This is a genomic window from Aeromicrobium sp. Leaf350 (assembly GCF_916858655.1).
GTDB lineage: Bacteria > Actinomycetota > Actinomycetes > Propionibacteriales > Nocardioidaceae > Aeromicrobium.
In genome coordinates this window covers 477,563-491,322 of sequence record NZ_CAKASL010000003.1, presented here as the reverse complement: position 1 = coordinate 491,322, position 13,760 = coordinate 477,563, and the positions used below count along the sequence as shown (strand labels likewise).

16 protein-coding genes and 1 riboswitch are annotated in these 13,760 nt (G+C 71.6%); of the genes, 4 read left to right on the top strand and 12 right to left on the bottom strand.

Features of this window, described 5'->3' with window-relative positions; translation table 11 throughout:
* Positions 1 to 136: 136 nt before the first annotated feature.
* The 11 genes from LO931_RS16020 to LO931_RS15970 all read right to left on the bottom strand — a co-directional run bounded on the left by LO931_RS16020 (position 137) and on the right by LO931_RS15970 (position 8,272).
* On the bottom strand, positions 137 to 466 hold the full coding sequence (locus LO931_RS16020; RefSeq protein WP_229054864.1) for a hypothetical protein: 330 nt from the start codon (positions 464 to 466) through the stop codon (positions 137 to 139).
* Between the two features lie 9 nt (positions 467 to 475).
* Positions 476 to 1,732, bottom strand: a complete 1,257-nt coding sequence (locus LO931_RS16015; protein WP_229054862.1) for a hypothetical protein — start codon at positions 1,730 to 1,732, stop codon at positions 476 to 478.
* Complete coding sequence (locus tag LO931_RS16010) at positions 1,732 to 2,157, bottom strand: hypothetical protein (protein ID WP_229054861.1); 426 nt, start codon at positions 2,155 to 2,157, stop codon at positions 1,732 to 1,734. The genes LO931_RS16015 and LO931_RS16010 overlap by 1 nt, the downstream gene beginning before the upstream one ends.
* Positions 2,154 to 2,345, bottom strand: a complete 192-nt coding sequence (locus tag LO931_RS16005) for a hypothetical protein (RefSeq protein WP_229054859.1) — start codon at positions 2,343 to 2,345, stop codon at positions 2,154 to 2,156. Before LO931_RS16005 ends, LO931_RS16010 begins: the two co-directional genes overlap by 4 nt.
* A gap of 20 nt (positions 2,346 to 2,365) precedes the next feature.
* Positions 2,366 to 4,204 (bottom strand): hypothetical protein, encoded by a 1,839-nt coding sequence (locus tag LO931_RS16000; RefSeq protein ID WP_229054858.1) that lies wholly within the window; start codon positions 4,202 to 4,204, stop codon positions 2,366 to 2,368.
* 192 nt (positions 4,205 to 4,396) lie between these two features.
* A complete protein-coding gene (locus LO931_RS15995; RefSeq protein WP_229054857.1) occupies positions 4,397 to 4,678 on the bottom strand; it encodes a ubiquitin-like small modifier protein 1 in 282 nt (93 codons plus the stop codon).
* Positions 4,679 to 4,715: 37 nt separating this feature from the next.
* Positions 4,716 to 5,990 carry a threonine synthase gene (thrC, locus tag LO931_RS15990; protein WP_370636155.1) on the bottom strand — a complete coding sequence of 425 codons (1,275 nt, stop codon included), beginning with the start codon at positions 5,988 to 5,990 and terminating at the stop codon, positions 4,716 to 4,718.
* A gap of 11 nt (positions 5,991 to 6,001) precedes the next feature.
* A riboswitch (SAM riboswitch) is annotated at positions 6,002 to 6,110 on the bottom strand.
* 53 nt (positions 6,111 to 6,163) lie between these two features.
* Complete coding sequence (locus tag LO931_RS15985; protein ID WP_229054854.1) at positions 6,164 to 6,604, bottom strand: hypothetical protein; 441 nt, start codon at positions 6,602 to 6,604, stop codon at positions 6,164 to 6,166.
* 7 nt (positions 6,605 to 6,611) lie between these two features.
* Positions 6,612 to 7,430 (bottom strand): trehalose-phosphatase, encoded by an 819-nt coding sequence (otsB, locus tag LO931_RS15980; protein ID WP_229054853.1) that lies wholly within the window; start codon positions 7,428 to 7,430, stop codon positions 6,612 to 6,614.
* Positions 7,427 to 7,969, bottom strand: a complete 543-nt coding sequence (locus tag LO931_RS15975) for a LytR C-terminal domain-containing protein (RefSeq protein ID WP_229054852.1) — start codon at positions 7,967 to 7,969, stop codon at positions 7,427 to 7,429. Before LO931_RS15975 ends, otsB begins: the two co-directional genes overlap by 4 nt.
* 6 nt (positions 7,970 to 7,975) lie before the next feature.
* A complete protein-coding gene (locus LO931_RS15970) occupies positions 7,976 to 8,272 on the bottom strand; it encodes a DUF3263 domain-containing protein (RefSeq protein ID WP_229054850.1) in 297 nt (98 codons plus the stop codon).
* A gap of 100 nt (positions 8,273 to 8,372) precedes the next feature.
* Here LO931_RS15970 and LO931_RS15965 point away from each other — a divergent pair, with 100 nt between their 5' ends.
* Together LO931_RS15965 and LO931_RS15960 are read left to right on the top strand one after the other, a co-directional pair.
* Positions 8,373 to 9,818 carry a trehalose-6-phosphate synthase gene (locus tag LO931_RS15965; protein ID WP_229054848.1) on the top strand — a complete coding sequence of 482 codons (1,446 nt, stop codon included), beginning with the start codon at positions 8,373 to 8,375 and terminating at the stop codon, positions 9,816 to 9,818.
* An 11-nt stretch (positions 9,819 to 9,829) separates the two neighbouring features.
* Entirely contained in the window at positions 9,830 to 10,417 is a 588-nt protein-coding gene (locus LO931_RS15960; RefSeq protein ID WP_229054845.1) for a GNAT family N-acetyltransferase, read from the top strand.
* Positions 10,418 to 10,586: 169 nt separating this feature from the next.
* On the opposite strand, the gene LO931_RS15955 is transcribed toward LO931_RS15960, so the two are convergent.
* Positions 10,587 to 11,831 carry an MFS transporter gene (locus LO931_RS15955; RefSeq protein WP_229054843.1) on the bottom strand — a complete coding sequence of 415 codons (1,245 nt, stop codon included), beginning with the start codon at positions 11,829 to 11,831 and terminating at the stop codon, positions 10,587 to 10,589.
* A 22-nt stretch (positions 11,832 to 11,853) separates the two neighbouring features.
* Here LO931_RS15955 and LO931_RS15950 point away from each other — a divergent pair, with 22 nt between their 5' ends.
* Together LO931_RS15950 and LO931_RS15945 are read left to right on the top strand one after the other, a co-directional pair.
* Entirely contained in the window at positions 11,854 to 12,552 is a 699-nt protein-coding gene (locus LO931_RS15950; protein ID WP_229054842.1) for a uracil-DNA glycosylase, read from the top strand.
* 9 nt (positions 12,553 to 12,561) lie between these two features.
* On the top strand, positions 12,562 to 13,752 hold the full coding sequence (locus LO931_RS15945) for an AI-2E family transporter (protein WP_229054840.1): 1,191 nt from the start codon (positions 12,562 to 12,564) through the stop codon (positions 13,750 to 13,752).
* Positions 13,753 to 13,760 lie beyond the last annotated feature (8 nt).

Below are 13,760 nucleotides of genomic sequence, written 5' to 3'. Positions count from 1 at the left end.
AGACGTGCGGGGGAACCCTGCTCCCCTGCCGCACTCGACCTCACCGGTCCGACCGATGGGTTTCTGGCACTCTCAGCCTACGAGTGCCAGTATCGAAGTTAGCACTCGCCCCAGGTGAGTGCAAAGAGGTGGTGCCCTACTCCCGGGGCTTGAGCTCGTGGTCGTCACCGCGCTCGTCGACGATCACGACCGACGGCATCCGGTCGCGCCAGCGGCGCCGCGGCACGTCCGGCAGGTCGGACGACGGTGCGTCGGGGTCCGTGTCCTCGGCGTCGGCCTCGACCTCGGTGTCGGCGCCCTCCGTGTCGGCCGCCTCGCGCAGCTCGCGCGCCTCCGCGAGGCGGTCTCGGCGCGCGACCCACAGCACCGTGACGATCACGACGACCACCGGCACGAAGGCCGGGATCGCCAGCACGGCGACGGGATGCGCCCAGATCTCGTGAATCGGGGCGACGACGGGGTCCACCGTTCCAGCCTAGACCGAGAACAACAGGTAGATCCCGCCGAAGGTGTACGCCACCATCAGCACCAGCATCGCGAGCTGCCCGGTCAGACGGTGCGCCCTCGGCAGCACCTTGAGGGCGATGTCGTGCGCCGCCACGACGGCGACCACGTGTCCGGCCACCACGAACATGACCTTGTAGATCGCCAGCACGTCGGGGTGCTCGCTCAGGAAGTACGAGACGGTCAGGCCGTCGCCGAGGCCGATCTGCTGCAGCAGTCCGATGACGGCCCGCTGGCCTCCCTCGGCGAGGTAGGAGAGGTAGTGGGCGAACATGTAGCCCACCACGATCGGCACGAGCGTGTGGGCGGTCTCGCCGGGCAGGGCTCGGCGCGCCTCGCGCGAGACGCCTCCCGTGGCTCGCGAGGCGAGCCAGAACGCGGTCGCGACGACGGCGCAGAACAGCAGCAGCATCCCGGTCGAGGCCGGGGTCGAGGGGCTCGTGCGCTGCCAGACCGAGGACGCCGAGAAGCTGTCGAAGGCGGTCGAGCCCAGCAGCACCGCGATGACCGCGACGAGACCCGCCCGGACGGGCAGGTGCGGCAGCGAGACGAGCGGGTTGTGCGGCACGAGGCGGCGGCGGTCGACCAGCGGGGCCAGGCGCGCCACGAACGAGCTGTAGACGTCGAACGGGTCGCCGCGGTCGAACCAGCGCGGGCCGAACACGACGCCCGCCACGACGGTCAGCACCACGTAGGCGGCGACCCACGTGCGGACCGTCGCCACGTCGCCGGCGTCGGGCGAGACGAGCTCGAGCCAGACGAAGCCGAACAGGCCGAGGGCCGCGGGCCAGTAGCCCCAGCGCTCCGGGTACTCCACGAATCCGCCCGGACGCCGCAGGACCGCGCCCACGAGCCACTGCGCGGAACGCCAGGGCGACAGGTCCTTCCACACGTGGCCGGCCAGCAGGGCCAGGGGCACCAGGCCGACCCACACGAGGATGTAGATCGAGGCCAGTCCGGGGTTCGAGGCGTCGTCGGGTCCGAGGAACAGGGTGCCGAGGAACCAGGCCGTCAGCACCAGGCCGAGCACCGCGAGCCAGGGGCGGCGGGGCGGCTCGTCGACATCGGCCTCGGGGCGCTGGAGCCGCGGCTCCTTCCAGGCGAAGGCCAGGACGGCGAACGAGATCGCGAGGGCCCACGCGGCGCCGACGACGGCGTACGCGTACGGGATGGGCAGGTCGGTCGCCCCGCCCACGCCGTGGGCGGGGAGCTGGATCGCCGGCAGCATCAGGGCTGGACCACGAGCTGGAGGATCGTCGCGCCGGACTCGTGCGACTCGACCGCGACCTGACCGGGTCGGTCGATCGTGAAGGTGCGCTCGACGGTCTCCCCCGGCGCCACGTCGATCGAGACCTCCGGGTCGGAGTGCACGTGCACCTCGTCGGTGACCTCGCTGGTGACGACGAGAGTCACGGGCTCGCCCACGCCGACGTCGACGCGGTCACCCGTCGGCGTCGTGCCGTCCTCGGTGATCGTGATCTCGACCCGCACGCCCGGCTCGGCCGCTGCCTCGGTGGCCCCGCTCGCGGCGCTCGGCGAGGCCGAGGACTCCGGTGACGGGGTGGCGTCGGACCCGTCGGTGCCGCCGCAGGCCGCCGCGAGCACCAGGGCCACGGCCGCCGGCAGCAGCGTCAGACGTCGCTCCACGATCACGGTGTCTCCTCGTCGTCCTTCGTCTCGTCGTCGGGCTCGAGGGCCCGCTCGATCACGTCCCGCTCCCACTTCTCCGTGCGCCGATCCTGCCGCACGACGTGCACCAGCACCGCCGAGACCGCCACCGCGGCCAGGACCACGGACAGCGTCAGGACCAGGGGCGGTCCGGCGGACAGGTACTCCTGCACGAGAAGGGGTGGGTGGTCGGTCAGGGCTTGGGGCCCGCGCCGACCGTGTCACCGGCGCGACGGCGCTCGCCCTCCCGGGCGATGGCGCCGGAGACCCGGGCGACCGACGCACAGATGCCGGCGAGGATCGCGAGGCTGCAGATCAGGACCACCGCGTTGGCGATGCTCCACAGCACCGGCGTGGTGTCGAGGTCGCGCTCGCGCTGGAGGATCTCGATCTCGGGCACGAAGTCACGCGTGACCTCGGCCGAGGCCGGGACCTCCTCGGCGTCGATCGCCGGGTCGGCCGGCAGGTAGATCGGGGCCGCGGTGAGCATCCGGCCGTCCTGCACGCGCAGCAACGTCTTCCAGTTGCCGCCGATCGGGACGGGCTCGGTCGTGGTCCAGGAGTTCGGGCCGGTGCGCTCGAGCTGCTGGGTGACGACGCCCGCGCCGCCTCCCTGCCACGCCGTGACCTGCACCCACGTCGGGTCGTCGTCGATCAGACCCTCGCTGACCGTGACGTCGAAGAGGATCTCGGGGTTGTCGCGCGTGCCCGTCTCCGTGATCTCGAACGTCGCCTGCGCGTCGTCGGGAACCGTGGCGGCCAGGCCGTTGGCCACGGCGCCGCCCGTCACGAGGATCGAGAGCGTCACGATGGTGCGTCCGACCCAGCGGTTCGCCGGCAGACGGCCGTTGAGGCCGAGGTGGAACAGGGCTCCGCAGAGGCCGGCGCCGATCGCGACCGGCACGGCCATCAGGAGGCCCTCGAGCCACATGTCGCTGGTCCACGGGAACTGGAAGACGGCGTCGTTCCAGAGCTTCTCGACGACCGTGCCGACGGTGCCGATCAGCAGGCCGCCGACGGCGCCGAACAGCAGGGGCCGGTCCTTGAGCCTGCTGAGCGCCAGGAGCTCGATCAGCAGCGCGCTGCCGAGGTAGAGCGGGAACACGTGGCTCGCCTGCCCGAAGACGTCGCCCACGATGAACGCGACGACTCCGCGGACGATCACGAAGAAGAACGCCGCGAAGAGGGCGGCGCCGGGCCCGGCGTACAGCCGGGCGGCGATCAGGGTGAGGGCGGCAGCGGCCGCGATCATCATCGGCGCGAAGACCATGCGGAACTGCGCGATGCCGAAGTCGAACTCGGCCTGGAAGACCGACAGGCCGATCAGCAGGCCGCCGAAGGCCATCGCGAGCGTCAGCTTGTGCATGACGTTGGCCGCGTGGTTGTCACCACGGCCCTTCCACTCGTCGGAGAACTCGGCCTCGCGGTGCAGCAGGATGATGCCGGCGGTCGAGAGGCCGGCACCGCCGATGAGCATGAGGTGCGTGGGGCCCCAGAGCGTGACATCCTGGCCGAAGAGGCGGTGCCACACGTCGTCGAGCGGGAAGCCGATCAGCGCGTACAGACCACAGGCCGCGATGTAGATGCCGGCGACCGGGGCGTACCACTTGCGGGTGATGCGGACCGACGCGATGCCCGGCTTCATGCCGTCGCGCGGGTAGACGATCGCGCTCATGCCGGCGATGAACAGCGCGAAGAGCCCGTAGAGGATCAGGTAGTGCGCCGGGTTGGCGAGCGGGCCCTCGTCGCGGCCGCGGCCCGCGTGCAGGCTGACGTCCCACAGGAAGCCGAGGAGCGCGACGACGAGCGAGCTCGCGACGAACAGCGCGGGGATCGACGACCAGCCCGGCTCGCCCGTGCGCGCCTGCAGCGAGTCGCCGAGGCGTTGGAACCACTGGATGCGATGGGTGCGGTGGCCCCAGGCGATGCCGAGCAGGATCGCGGTCACGACCGCGGCTCCCACGCTCAGGCCGAGCACCTGGTCCAGCGCCGCACCTCCGACGGGGGCGACTTCTTCAGCACGAAGGTCCATACCGAGAGTATGGCTTCCCGGATGTGCCATGGCAACTGTCACGTAACGCTCCTGTCACGCGGCGTCCGTCACACGGACGCGACTGGAGCCATCGTGACCGTGACCCCCGTCACCCGCAACCGGTCCGACCGGACCGGTCGCACCTCCCGGTGGCCGACGACCGAGTCCGAGGCGGTCAGGTGCGGGACGGTCTCAGCGCGCTCCGCCGGCGACGGCGGGGATGATGCTGATCTGCGTGCCGTCAGGGGTCGTGGTGTCGAGGCCTTGCGCGAAGCGCACGTCCTCCTCGGCCACGTAGATGTTGACGAAGCGGCGCAGCTTGCCGTCCTCGTCGACGACGCGCGCCTTGATGCCGGGGTACGTCGACTCCAGGGAGTCCAGGACCTCGGCGAGGGTCGAGCCCTCGGCGGTCACCTGCGACGAGTCGCCGGTGTAGGCACGCAGGATCGTGGGGATGCGGACGGAAACGGTCACAGGAGTGCTCCTCGGGAGAAGAAGGGGACGGGCTCGCTCAGGCGAGGTCGGCGGCGACGAAGGCGTCGTACGTGGGGGCGATCGTGGCGGCCGGGCCCACCACGCCCGACACCGCGTCGAGCGTCTTGAGGCCGTGGCCGGTGTTGATGAACACGGTCTCGAGCTCGGGGTCGAGCTGACCCGTCGCGACGAGCTTCTTCAGGACGGCCAGGGTCGTGCCGCCGGCGGTCTCGGTGAAGATGCCCTCGGTGCGGGCGAGCAGCACGATCGCGTCGCGGATCTGGTCGTCGCTGACCTGCTCCACGCCGCCGCCGGTCTGGCGGGCGATGTCGAGCACGTAGATGCCGTCGGCCGGGTTGCCGATCGCGAGCGACTTGGCGATCGTGTCGGGCTTGACCGGCCGGATCGCGTCGTGGCCCTCGGCGAACGCCGTGGCGACGGGGTTGCAGCCCTCGGCCTGGGCGCCGAAGACCTTGTACGGCTTGTCCTCGACGAGCCCGAGCGCGATGAGCTCCTGGAAGGCCTTGTGCACCTTCGTGAGCTGCGAGCCGGACGCGACCGGGATGACGATCTGGTCGGGCAGGCGCCACCCGAGCTGCTCGGCGATCTCGTAGCCGAGCGTCTTGGAGCCCTCGGCGTAGAACGGACGGACGTTGACGTTCACGAACGCCCAGCCGTCCTCCTCGCCCGCGATCTCGCTGGCGAGCTTGTTGACGTCGTCGTAGTTGCCGTCGACCGCCACCAGGTTCTCGGTGAACACCGCCGAGTTGACCTGCTTGGGCGTCTCGAGGTTGCTGGGGATGAACACCACGGTGCGGATGCCGGCGCGGGCCCCCGCGGCGGCGACCGCGTTGGCGAGGTTGCCCGTGGAGGGGCAGGCGAAGACCTTGCTGCCGAACTCGCGGGCGGCGCTCAGGGCGCAGGCGACCACGCGGTCCTTGAAGGAGTTGGTGGGGTTGGTGCTGTCGTCCTTGACCCAGAGCTTGGTGATGCCGAGCTCGGCGGCGAGGTTGCGGGCCTCGAGGAGCCGCGTGAAGCCGGGCTCCAGGTTGGGGCTGGACTCGATGTCGTCGGGCACCGGGAGCAGGGCCTTGTAGCGCCAGATGTTCGCCGGGCCGGCCTCGATCTGCTCACGGGTGACGGCGCCGAACTCGTAGCCGATCTCGAGCGGGCCGAAGCACTCGTGACACGCGTAGTGCGGTCCGAGCTCACGGGTCGTGCCGCACTCGCGACAGACGAGCGAGACGGCGGGGCCGAAGGCACCCTCGCGCAGCGTCGGGAGGGTGGCGGGGGCGGTGGGCGTGGTGGTCACGAGAGTCTCCTCGTTCATCTTCCCCGGCTCTGAGGCCGGGCCGGACGGAGCACCTGGTCGAAATCCGACTGGTTGCTGGGGCTTCAGCGGGCCGTGTCCCTCCACCCCTCATGATGAGTGGGTCAAGCCTACGAACGCGTCTCGCGATGTGTCCAATCGGTCCGCATCGTGGACTACCGGTCGCGCCGCCGGGACCGCCGCGTCCGCGGCTCCGGGTACCCGCCCTCACGCAGCCCAGCGAGGCGCTCGAACGGGTTGTACGAGGAGTGGTCGCCCGCCACGACCCAGGACGCCGCGACCCCCAGCAGGTAGGGCACGAGCATGACCGGCCCGAGGCACCAGGCGTACTGCGTGCAGTGTCGGTCCTCGTGCCGCAGCAGCGTCGGGCGGGAGCGCAGCGCCGCCAGGTCGCGCGTGCTGATCACGACGCTGCCGATCGTGAAAGCCCCGGCCCGCGGGAAGTCCCACCGGTAGCCGCCGGCGAGCCACGTGCCACGCCCCCGGCGTTCGAGGCGGGCTCCCCCGAGCCGCGCGACCGCCAGGCCCAGCAGGGTCGAGAGGTTCAGCCAGTTGACGAGCGTCCGCACCCGCGTCCAGGGCGTGTGCGGGAGCATCGGCGGCTCAGACGGCCGCGTCGACGGGATCGACGAGGTCGGCCAGCTCGGTGAGCCAGTCCGCGATCCCGTCAGGGCCGTCGAGCACCAGGTCGGCCCGGGCCACGAGCGCGTCCTGCTCGGTCGAGGCGGAGCAGACCTTGAGGGTCGCGACGCCCCGGCTCGCCAGGTCGTCGAGCGCGTCGTAGGCCGGGAGGTCGCCCAGGTCGTCGCCGGCGAACACGACGGTGTGCACCGCGAGCCCCGCCACGACGTCGAGCAGGGCGTCGCTCTTGGTGATCGAGGCGGAGCGGAGCTCGTAGACCTGGCGGCCCGGCTCGAAGGTCAGCTCCAGGGACCGGGCCAGGTCGCGCAGCGGGTCGATCACCGCGGCGGCGGCAGCGGGCGTCAGTCCCCGCGTGTGCACCGCGACGGCCAGGCCTTTGTCCTCGACGAGAGCCTCGGGCGCGCCCCACGCCGACAGGAGCCCCGGCAGGTCGGCGACCAGCCGGTCGACCACGTCGTGACGGTCGGCGCCCTCCACGACGCCCGTCGCCGGCGACCAGCGCTCGGCGCCGTACTGCCCGCGCACGAACAGCTCGTGCAGACCCGGGTGCGCGTCGAAGTCGCCCAGGCGACGAACCTGCTCGACGGGGCGACCCGTGATGATCGCGAGGCCGCCCAGGCGGGGTCCGAGGCGGTCGAGCGCGGCCAGCGACCGGGGGTGGACCCCGGCCGTCGTCGGGTCCACGACGATCGGCGCGAGCGTGCCGTCGAAGTCCAGGGCGAGCAGGACTCCGGCGGGGTCGTTCGCGACGGTCTCGAGCAGGTCGTCGGCAGAGGTCACGACAACGATGATGGACGACTGATCAGCACGGCCGTCAGCCGGTCGTCCCTCATGCCGTCGACACTCGGTCGGACACGCGTGATTCCGAGGTCCTGCGCGAGCGTCTGGGCCTGCGCCTCGAACTGCGGCGGGTAGTAGACGGTGTTCTCCGGGTACGAGCCCGCGGTGTCGCCGGTGCGACGGTCGGCCCAGCCTGCGTCGCTCAGGAAGTCGGACGCCTCGGAGGCGAGACCGTCGATGCCGGTGCCGTTCAGGATCGAGACGCCCGGCGTGCGATCGACCGCGGGCTGGGTCGGTGCGGGCGGCTCGGGCACCGGGGTCGTCGGCACCGGCGTGGGCTCGGGCTCCGGCGACTCCTCGGTCGGCTCAGACGTGGTCGGGCTGGACGAGGCGCTCGCCGCGGGGTCGTCGTCGCGGGTCGAGTCCCACGCGAACCAGCCGATCGTCGCGGCACCGGCGACGGCCGCCACGACGGCGACCATGATCAGCCACACCGGCGGGACGAACGCCCGGCGGGAGACCGTGCGGCGATGATCCACGGCGACTCAGACGTCGATGCCGAGCCGTCGCGCGGTGCGCGACCGCGCACGATCGGCTCGCAGGCGGCGCAGGCGCTTGACCAGCAGCGGGTCGGACGCGAGGGCGTCCTCGCGGTCGAGCAGGGCATTGAGCACCTGGTAGTAGCGCGTGGCCGACATGTCGAACTTCTCGCGGATGGCCTGCTCCTTGGCACCGGCGTACTTCCACCAGGTGCGCTCGAGATCGAGGATCTCGCGTTCGCGATCACTGAGGGTCCCGACCGGCGTGTCGGGCGTCTCCTGGGATCGGGGCGCAGCGCTCATGCCGCCATGGTAGCCGCGAATGACAGCGATGTCATTCGTTCTGCGGCGGGTCGCGCGGCGACGGAGCGCGGGTGCGCCTCCGTCTGGATAGGCTGCGGTCATGGCCTCCGGGAGCGACACGTTCGGCAGCGCGGAGTTCGTCGTCATCGCCAACCGCCTTCCGGTCGATCGGGTCGTCGCGCCCGACGGCAGCACCACGTGGCGCACCTCCCCGGGCGGCCTGGTCACGGCGCTCGAGCCCGTCATGCGTCGCAAGGGCGGCGCGTGGATCGGCTGGCACGGCGCGCCCGACGAGAAGCTGCGCCCGTTCACGCACCAGGGCCTGCGGCTCGTGCCCGTGCACCTGTCCGAGAGCGAGGTCGTCGAGTACTACGAGGGCTTCTCCAACGGCACGCTCTGGCCGCTGTACCACGACGTCATCGCGCCGCCGGCCTTCCACCGCGAGTGGTGGGACGCCTACGTCACGGTCAACCGACGCTTCGCCGAGCGCGCCGCGAAGGTGGCCGCCGAGGGCGCCATCGTGTGGGTGCAGGACTACCAGCTGCAGCTCGTGCCGGCGATGCTCCGCGAGCTGCGTCCCGACGTCCGCATCGGCTTCTTCCTGCACATCCCGTTCCCGCCCACCGAGCTCTTCCAGCAGCTGCCGTGGCGCCGCGAGATCCTCGAGGGCCTGCTCGGCGCCGACCTGGTCGGCTTCCAGCTCAACGGCGCGGCGGGCAACTTCATCCGCCTCGTCCGCCAACGGGTGGGCCACAAGACCCATCGCGACTCGGTGTACCTGCCCGACGGTCGGGTCGTGCGTGCCAACGCGTACCCGATCTCGATCGACGCCGCCGGTTTCGAGGAGCTCGCCCGCGACCCCGCCGTCGTCGCCCGGGCCGCCGAGATCCGCGAGAGCCTCGGCAACCCGCGCACGATCGTGCTCGGCATCGACCGGCTCGACTACACCAAGGGCCTGCGGCAGCGCATCCGCGCGTTCGGCGAGCTCATCACCGAGGGCTCGGTGCATCCCGACGACGCGGTGTTCGTGCAGGTGGCCACGCCGTCGCGCGAGCGGGTCGACCAGTACCGCCTGCTGCGCGACGAGATCGACCGGCTCGTCGGCCGGCTCAACGGCGACGTGGGCCGCATCGGCCAGCCGCCCATCACCTACCTGCACGCCTCCTACCCCCGCGAGGAGATGGCGGCGCTGTACCGGGCCGCCGACGTCATGGTCGTGACCCCGCTGCGCGACGGCATGAACCTCGTGGCCAAGGAGTACGTCGCGTGTCGCTACGACGACCGCGGGTCCCTGGTGCTCAGCGAGTTCGCGGGAGCGGCGGGTGAGCTCAAGCAGGCGTACCAGGTCAATCCGTACGACATCAACGGCATGAAGCAGGCGATGCTCGACGCGATCAAGGCCGAGCCGAAGGAGCAGAGCCGTCGCATGAAGGGGCTCCGCAAGCAGGTCATGGAGAACGACATCGACCAGTGGGCGAACGACTTCCTGTCGGACCTCGCGCCTGCGACGCACACGAAGCGCATCCGCCCGTCGCATGAGCGCTGACCTCCGGTCGCATGAGCGCTGACCACTGGCACGAGCGGCCGGTCCTGCCGGGCGAGCGGGTCACCCTCGTGCCGCTGCAGCCCGAGCACGCGGACGGCCTCCTGGCGGCGGCCGACTCCGACGAGGTGTTCCGCTGGATCCGCCTGCGCCGGCCGACCGAGCCGTCGCAGATGCGGGCCCTGGTGGGCGAGGTGCTCGGGCGCATGCCGGTGCAGCTCACCTGGACGCAGATCGTGACCGCGACGGGTGAGATCGCGGGCCTCACGTCCTTCTACGACATCGATCCGGTCGAGCGCAGCGTCGCGATCGGCTGGACGTGGCTCGGCCGGCGCTTCTGGCGCACGGGACTGAACCGCGACGCGAAGCTGCTCCTGCTCTCCCGCGCCTTCGACGACCTCGGCTGCGTGCGGGTCGTGTGGCACGTCGACCACCTCAACGAGAGGTCGCAGACCGCGGTCGAGGCCCTCGGCGCCACGAAGGAGGGCGTGCTCCGCAAGCACAAGCGTCGCCTCGACGGCTCCTGGCGCGACACGGTCACCTACTCGATGCTCGACACCGAGTGGCCCGCCGCCCGCGCCCGCCTCCTCACCCCCACCTGACGTACCGCTCGCGAGAGACTTTGTTACCCCTCGCGAGCGGGATTGTTTGTGGACAGGAGTGACGATCTCGCTCCTGTGCACCAACAAGGTCTCTCGCGAGGGGTAACAAGCTCACTCGCGAGGGGTAACAAGGTCACTCGCGAGGGGTAACAAGGTCACTCGCGAGGGGTCATGTGCCGGGGCGGGGGTGGGGGCGGGTGCGGGTGCGGTACTGGAGGGCAAGGGCCGTGGCGAGGGCGAGGACCGTCGCGGTCACCGTGACGGCGAAGGCCGGGATGTGGCCTCCATCCGGCGCGATGCCCGGCACGCCGTCGGCGAGACGGCCGGCAAGGGAGGACCCCAGCGCGTAGCCGACGCCCGTTGCCCCGGCGAGCAGGGTCATGGCCGTGCCCACCCGGGCCGGGTCGACGAGCTGTCCTGCCATCGTGAAGGTGCTGATCATGTACGGCGCGACCGCGAAGCCGAGCAGAGCGATGACCGCGACGAGCTGACCGACCGTCTGCACGAACAGCAGCGGCGTCGACAGCACGACCAGACCCGTCGCCGCGACCACGAGACGGCGCGGATAGCCGATCCGCTCGGGGAGGGCCGCGACCGCGAGCCCGGCGATCGCGCTGCCGATGCCGAGCGTCGCGTGGATGACGCCGGCCAGACCGGCCTGTCCCTCGGCCGTCGCGAGCACGGTCGACCCCGTCTGCGTCGCGCCGAACAGCATGCCGATGAGCAGCTGCGCGACCGCCAGCGTCACGAGCACGCCGGTCAGCAGGCGACCCGTCGCCCGCGCAGCGCCGGGCTCGGGGCGGGTCAGCGCCGCGGTCGGGTGCAGCGCGAACGCCGACCCGAACAGCGCCAGCACGGCTCCCGCGAGCAGCAATGCCTCGGAGGGATCGACCAGCACCGCCAGCAGACCGACCGTGGCCGGTCCCAGCACGAACGACAGCTCGTCGGCGGCACCCTCGTAGGAGAACGCCGCGTCGAGCAGCCGCCGACGGTCGGGCGCCGCCGACCGGGTCAGCACCGGCCCCCAGCGCACTCGCGCCAGCGGACCGATCTGCGGGATCGCGAGGCCCGCCAGCGCCGACACCGCGATGACGACCGGCGCCGACCCGCCGCCGTGGGTCACCGCGACGAGCAGCACCAGCCCCGCCCCGCCTGCGACCGACTGCCCGAGCACGACCGGACGCTGTCCGATGCGATCGGCGAGGCCCCCGAACACCGGCGCGCCCAGCGCGTTCGCCACCGCGAGCGCACCTGCCGCACCACCGGCGATCGCGTAGCTGCCGGTCGCGTCGCTGACGAGCAGGAGCGTGCCCATCTGACTCATCGCGAGGGGGACCCGCCCGAGGAACGCGACGACGACGTACAGCGGTCCCACCGTGCGGACGAGCAACCGGTAGGACTGCAGAGCACTCACGGACCGAGGCTACGCTGCCGACGTGCCCCGCCCCCTCGCCGACATCGTCGCCCCCGACTGGGCCGAGGCGCTCGCCCCGGTCGCCGACGACGTCGCGGCGATGGGCGACTACCTGCGCGAGGAGGTCGCGAAGGGCCGCCGCTACCTGCCCGACGGCGAGCACGTCCTGCGGGCCTTCACCCGCCCGCTGGCCGAGGTGCGCGTGCTCATCACGGGGCAGGACCCGTACCCGACGCCCGGCCACCCGATCGGCCTGAGCTTCGCGGTCGCCCCCGACGTCCGACCGCTCCCCCGCAGCCTGACCAACATCTACGCCGAGCTGAGCACCGACCTCGGCATCGCTCCGGCGCCCCACGGCGACCTGACGGCCTGGGCCGACCAGGGCGTGCTCCTGCTGAACCGCGTGCTGACGGTGCGCCCCGGCAATCCCGGCAGCCACCGCGGCAAGGGCTGGGAGCGGGTCACCGAGCAGGCCATCCGGGCACTCGTCGACCGCGGCGGCCCGCTGGTCGCGATCCTCTGGGGCCGCGACGCGCAGAACCTCTCCCCCCTCCTCGGCGACGTCCCGCAGATCGCGTCACCCCACCCGAGCCCGCTCTCGGCGTCTCGCGGGTTCTTCGGATCGCGTCCGTTCAGCCGCGCGAACGAGCTCCTCGTCGCCCAGGGAGCCGAGCCGGTCGACTGGAGCCTCGACCAGGGGGCGTCGCGCCCCGCCAACTAGGGTGGGTCCATGAGCGACCGCCCAGTGACCGAACGTCGCGTCCGGGACCGAGCTGTCGTGATCGACCGTGGTTTTGCGGTCATCCAGAAGTGGGCCCTGCGGGCCGTCCTGATCGCCGCGGCGCTCTACGTCATCGGCTGGGCGCTGGGGCGCACGTGGATGATCTGGTTCCCGGTCGCGCTGGCCCTCGTGCTGGCCACGGTGCTGGCTCCGCCGGTCACCTGGCTGCGTCGTCACCGCGTGCCGGACGGCCTGGCAGCCGCCGGCGTCATGATCGGCTTCATCGGCCTGATCAGCACGATCATCGCGATCCTCGCGCCCCAGGTCGCCGGCCAGGCCCCCGACATCGCCGACAAGGCGGTCAGCGGCCTGACCGAGGTGCGTGACTGGCTGCGCGACGGTCCGTTCGAGGTGACCGACGGCCAGATCACCAACGCGATCTCCGCCGTCCAGGAGCAGATCCGGTCGAGCGCCTCGACGATCAGCGCCGGCGTCTTCTCGACGATCGGCGTAGCGACGAACGTCGTGCTCAACATCGTCGTGACCCTGATCCTCACGTTCCTGTTCATCAAGGACGGCCACAAGTTCCTGCCGTGGGTCGGCTCGCTGGCCGGCCGCCGCGCGGGCGCCCACACCGTCGAGGTGCTGGCCCGCTCGTGGAACACCCTCGGCGGCTTCATCCGCACCCAGACGCTCGTGTCGTTCATCGACGCGGTCATCATCGGCGCGGGCCTGGCGATCGTCGGCGTGCCGCTGTGGGTGCCGCTCGCCGTCGTCACGTTCTTCGGTGGCTTCATCCCGATCGTGGGTGCGTTCGTGTCCGGCGCCCTCGCGGTTCTGGTGACCCTCGTGACGAACTCGCCGAAGGACGCCCTGATCGTCCTGCTCATCGTGTTCGCGGTGCAGCAGCTCGAGGGCAACGTCCTGTCACCCTGGCTCCAGGGCAAGACCATGAACCTGCACGCCGCGGTGGTGCTGCTCTCCGTGCTGGCCGGCGGCTCGCTGTTCGGCATCACCGGCGCGTTCCTCGCAGTGCCCACGGTCGCCACGGTGGCCACGGTCCTGCGCTACCTGAACGAGCAGATCGACGACAACGTCTCGTTCGGCGCCCCGCCGGAGGACTCGCGCGCGGCGGTGCCCCACCAGCCCGACCTCACGGCTGACGAGGACGGGCCCGCCTCCCGCCCCGACGACGCCTAGCCGGCTTC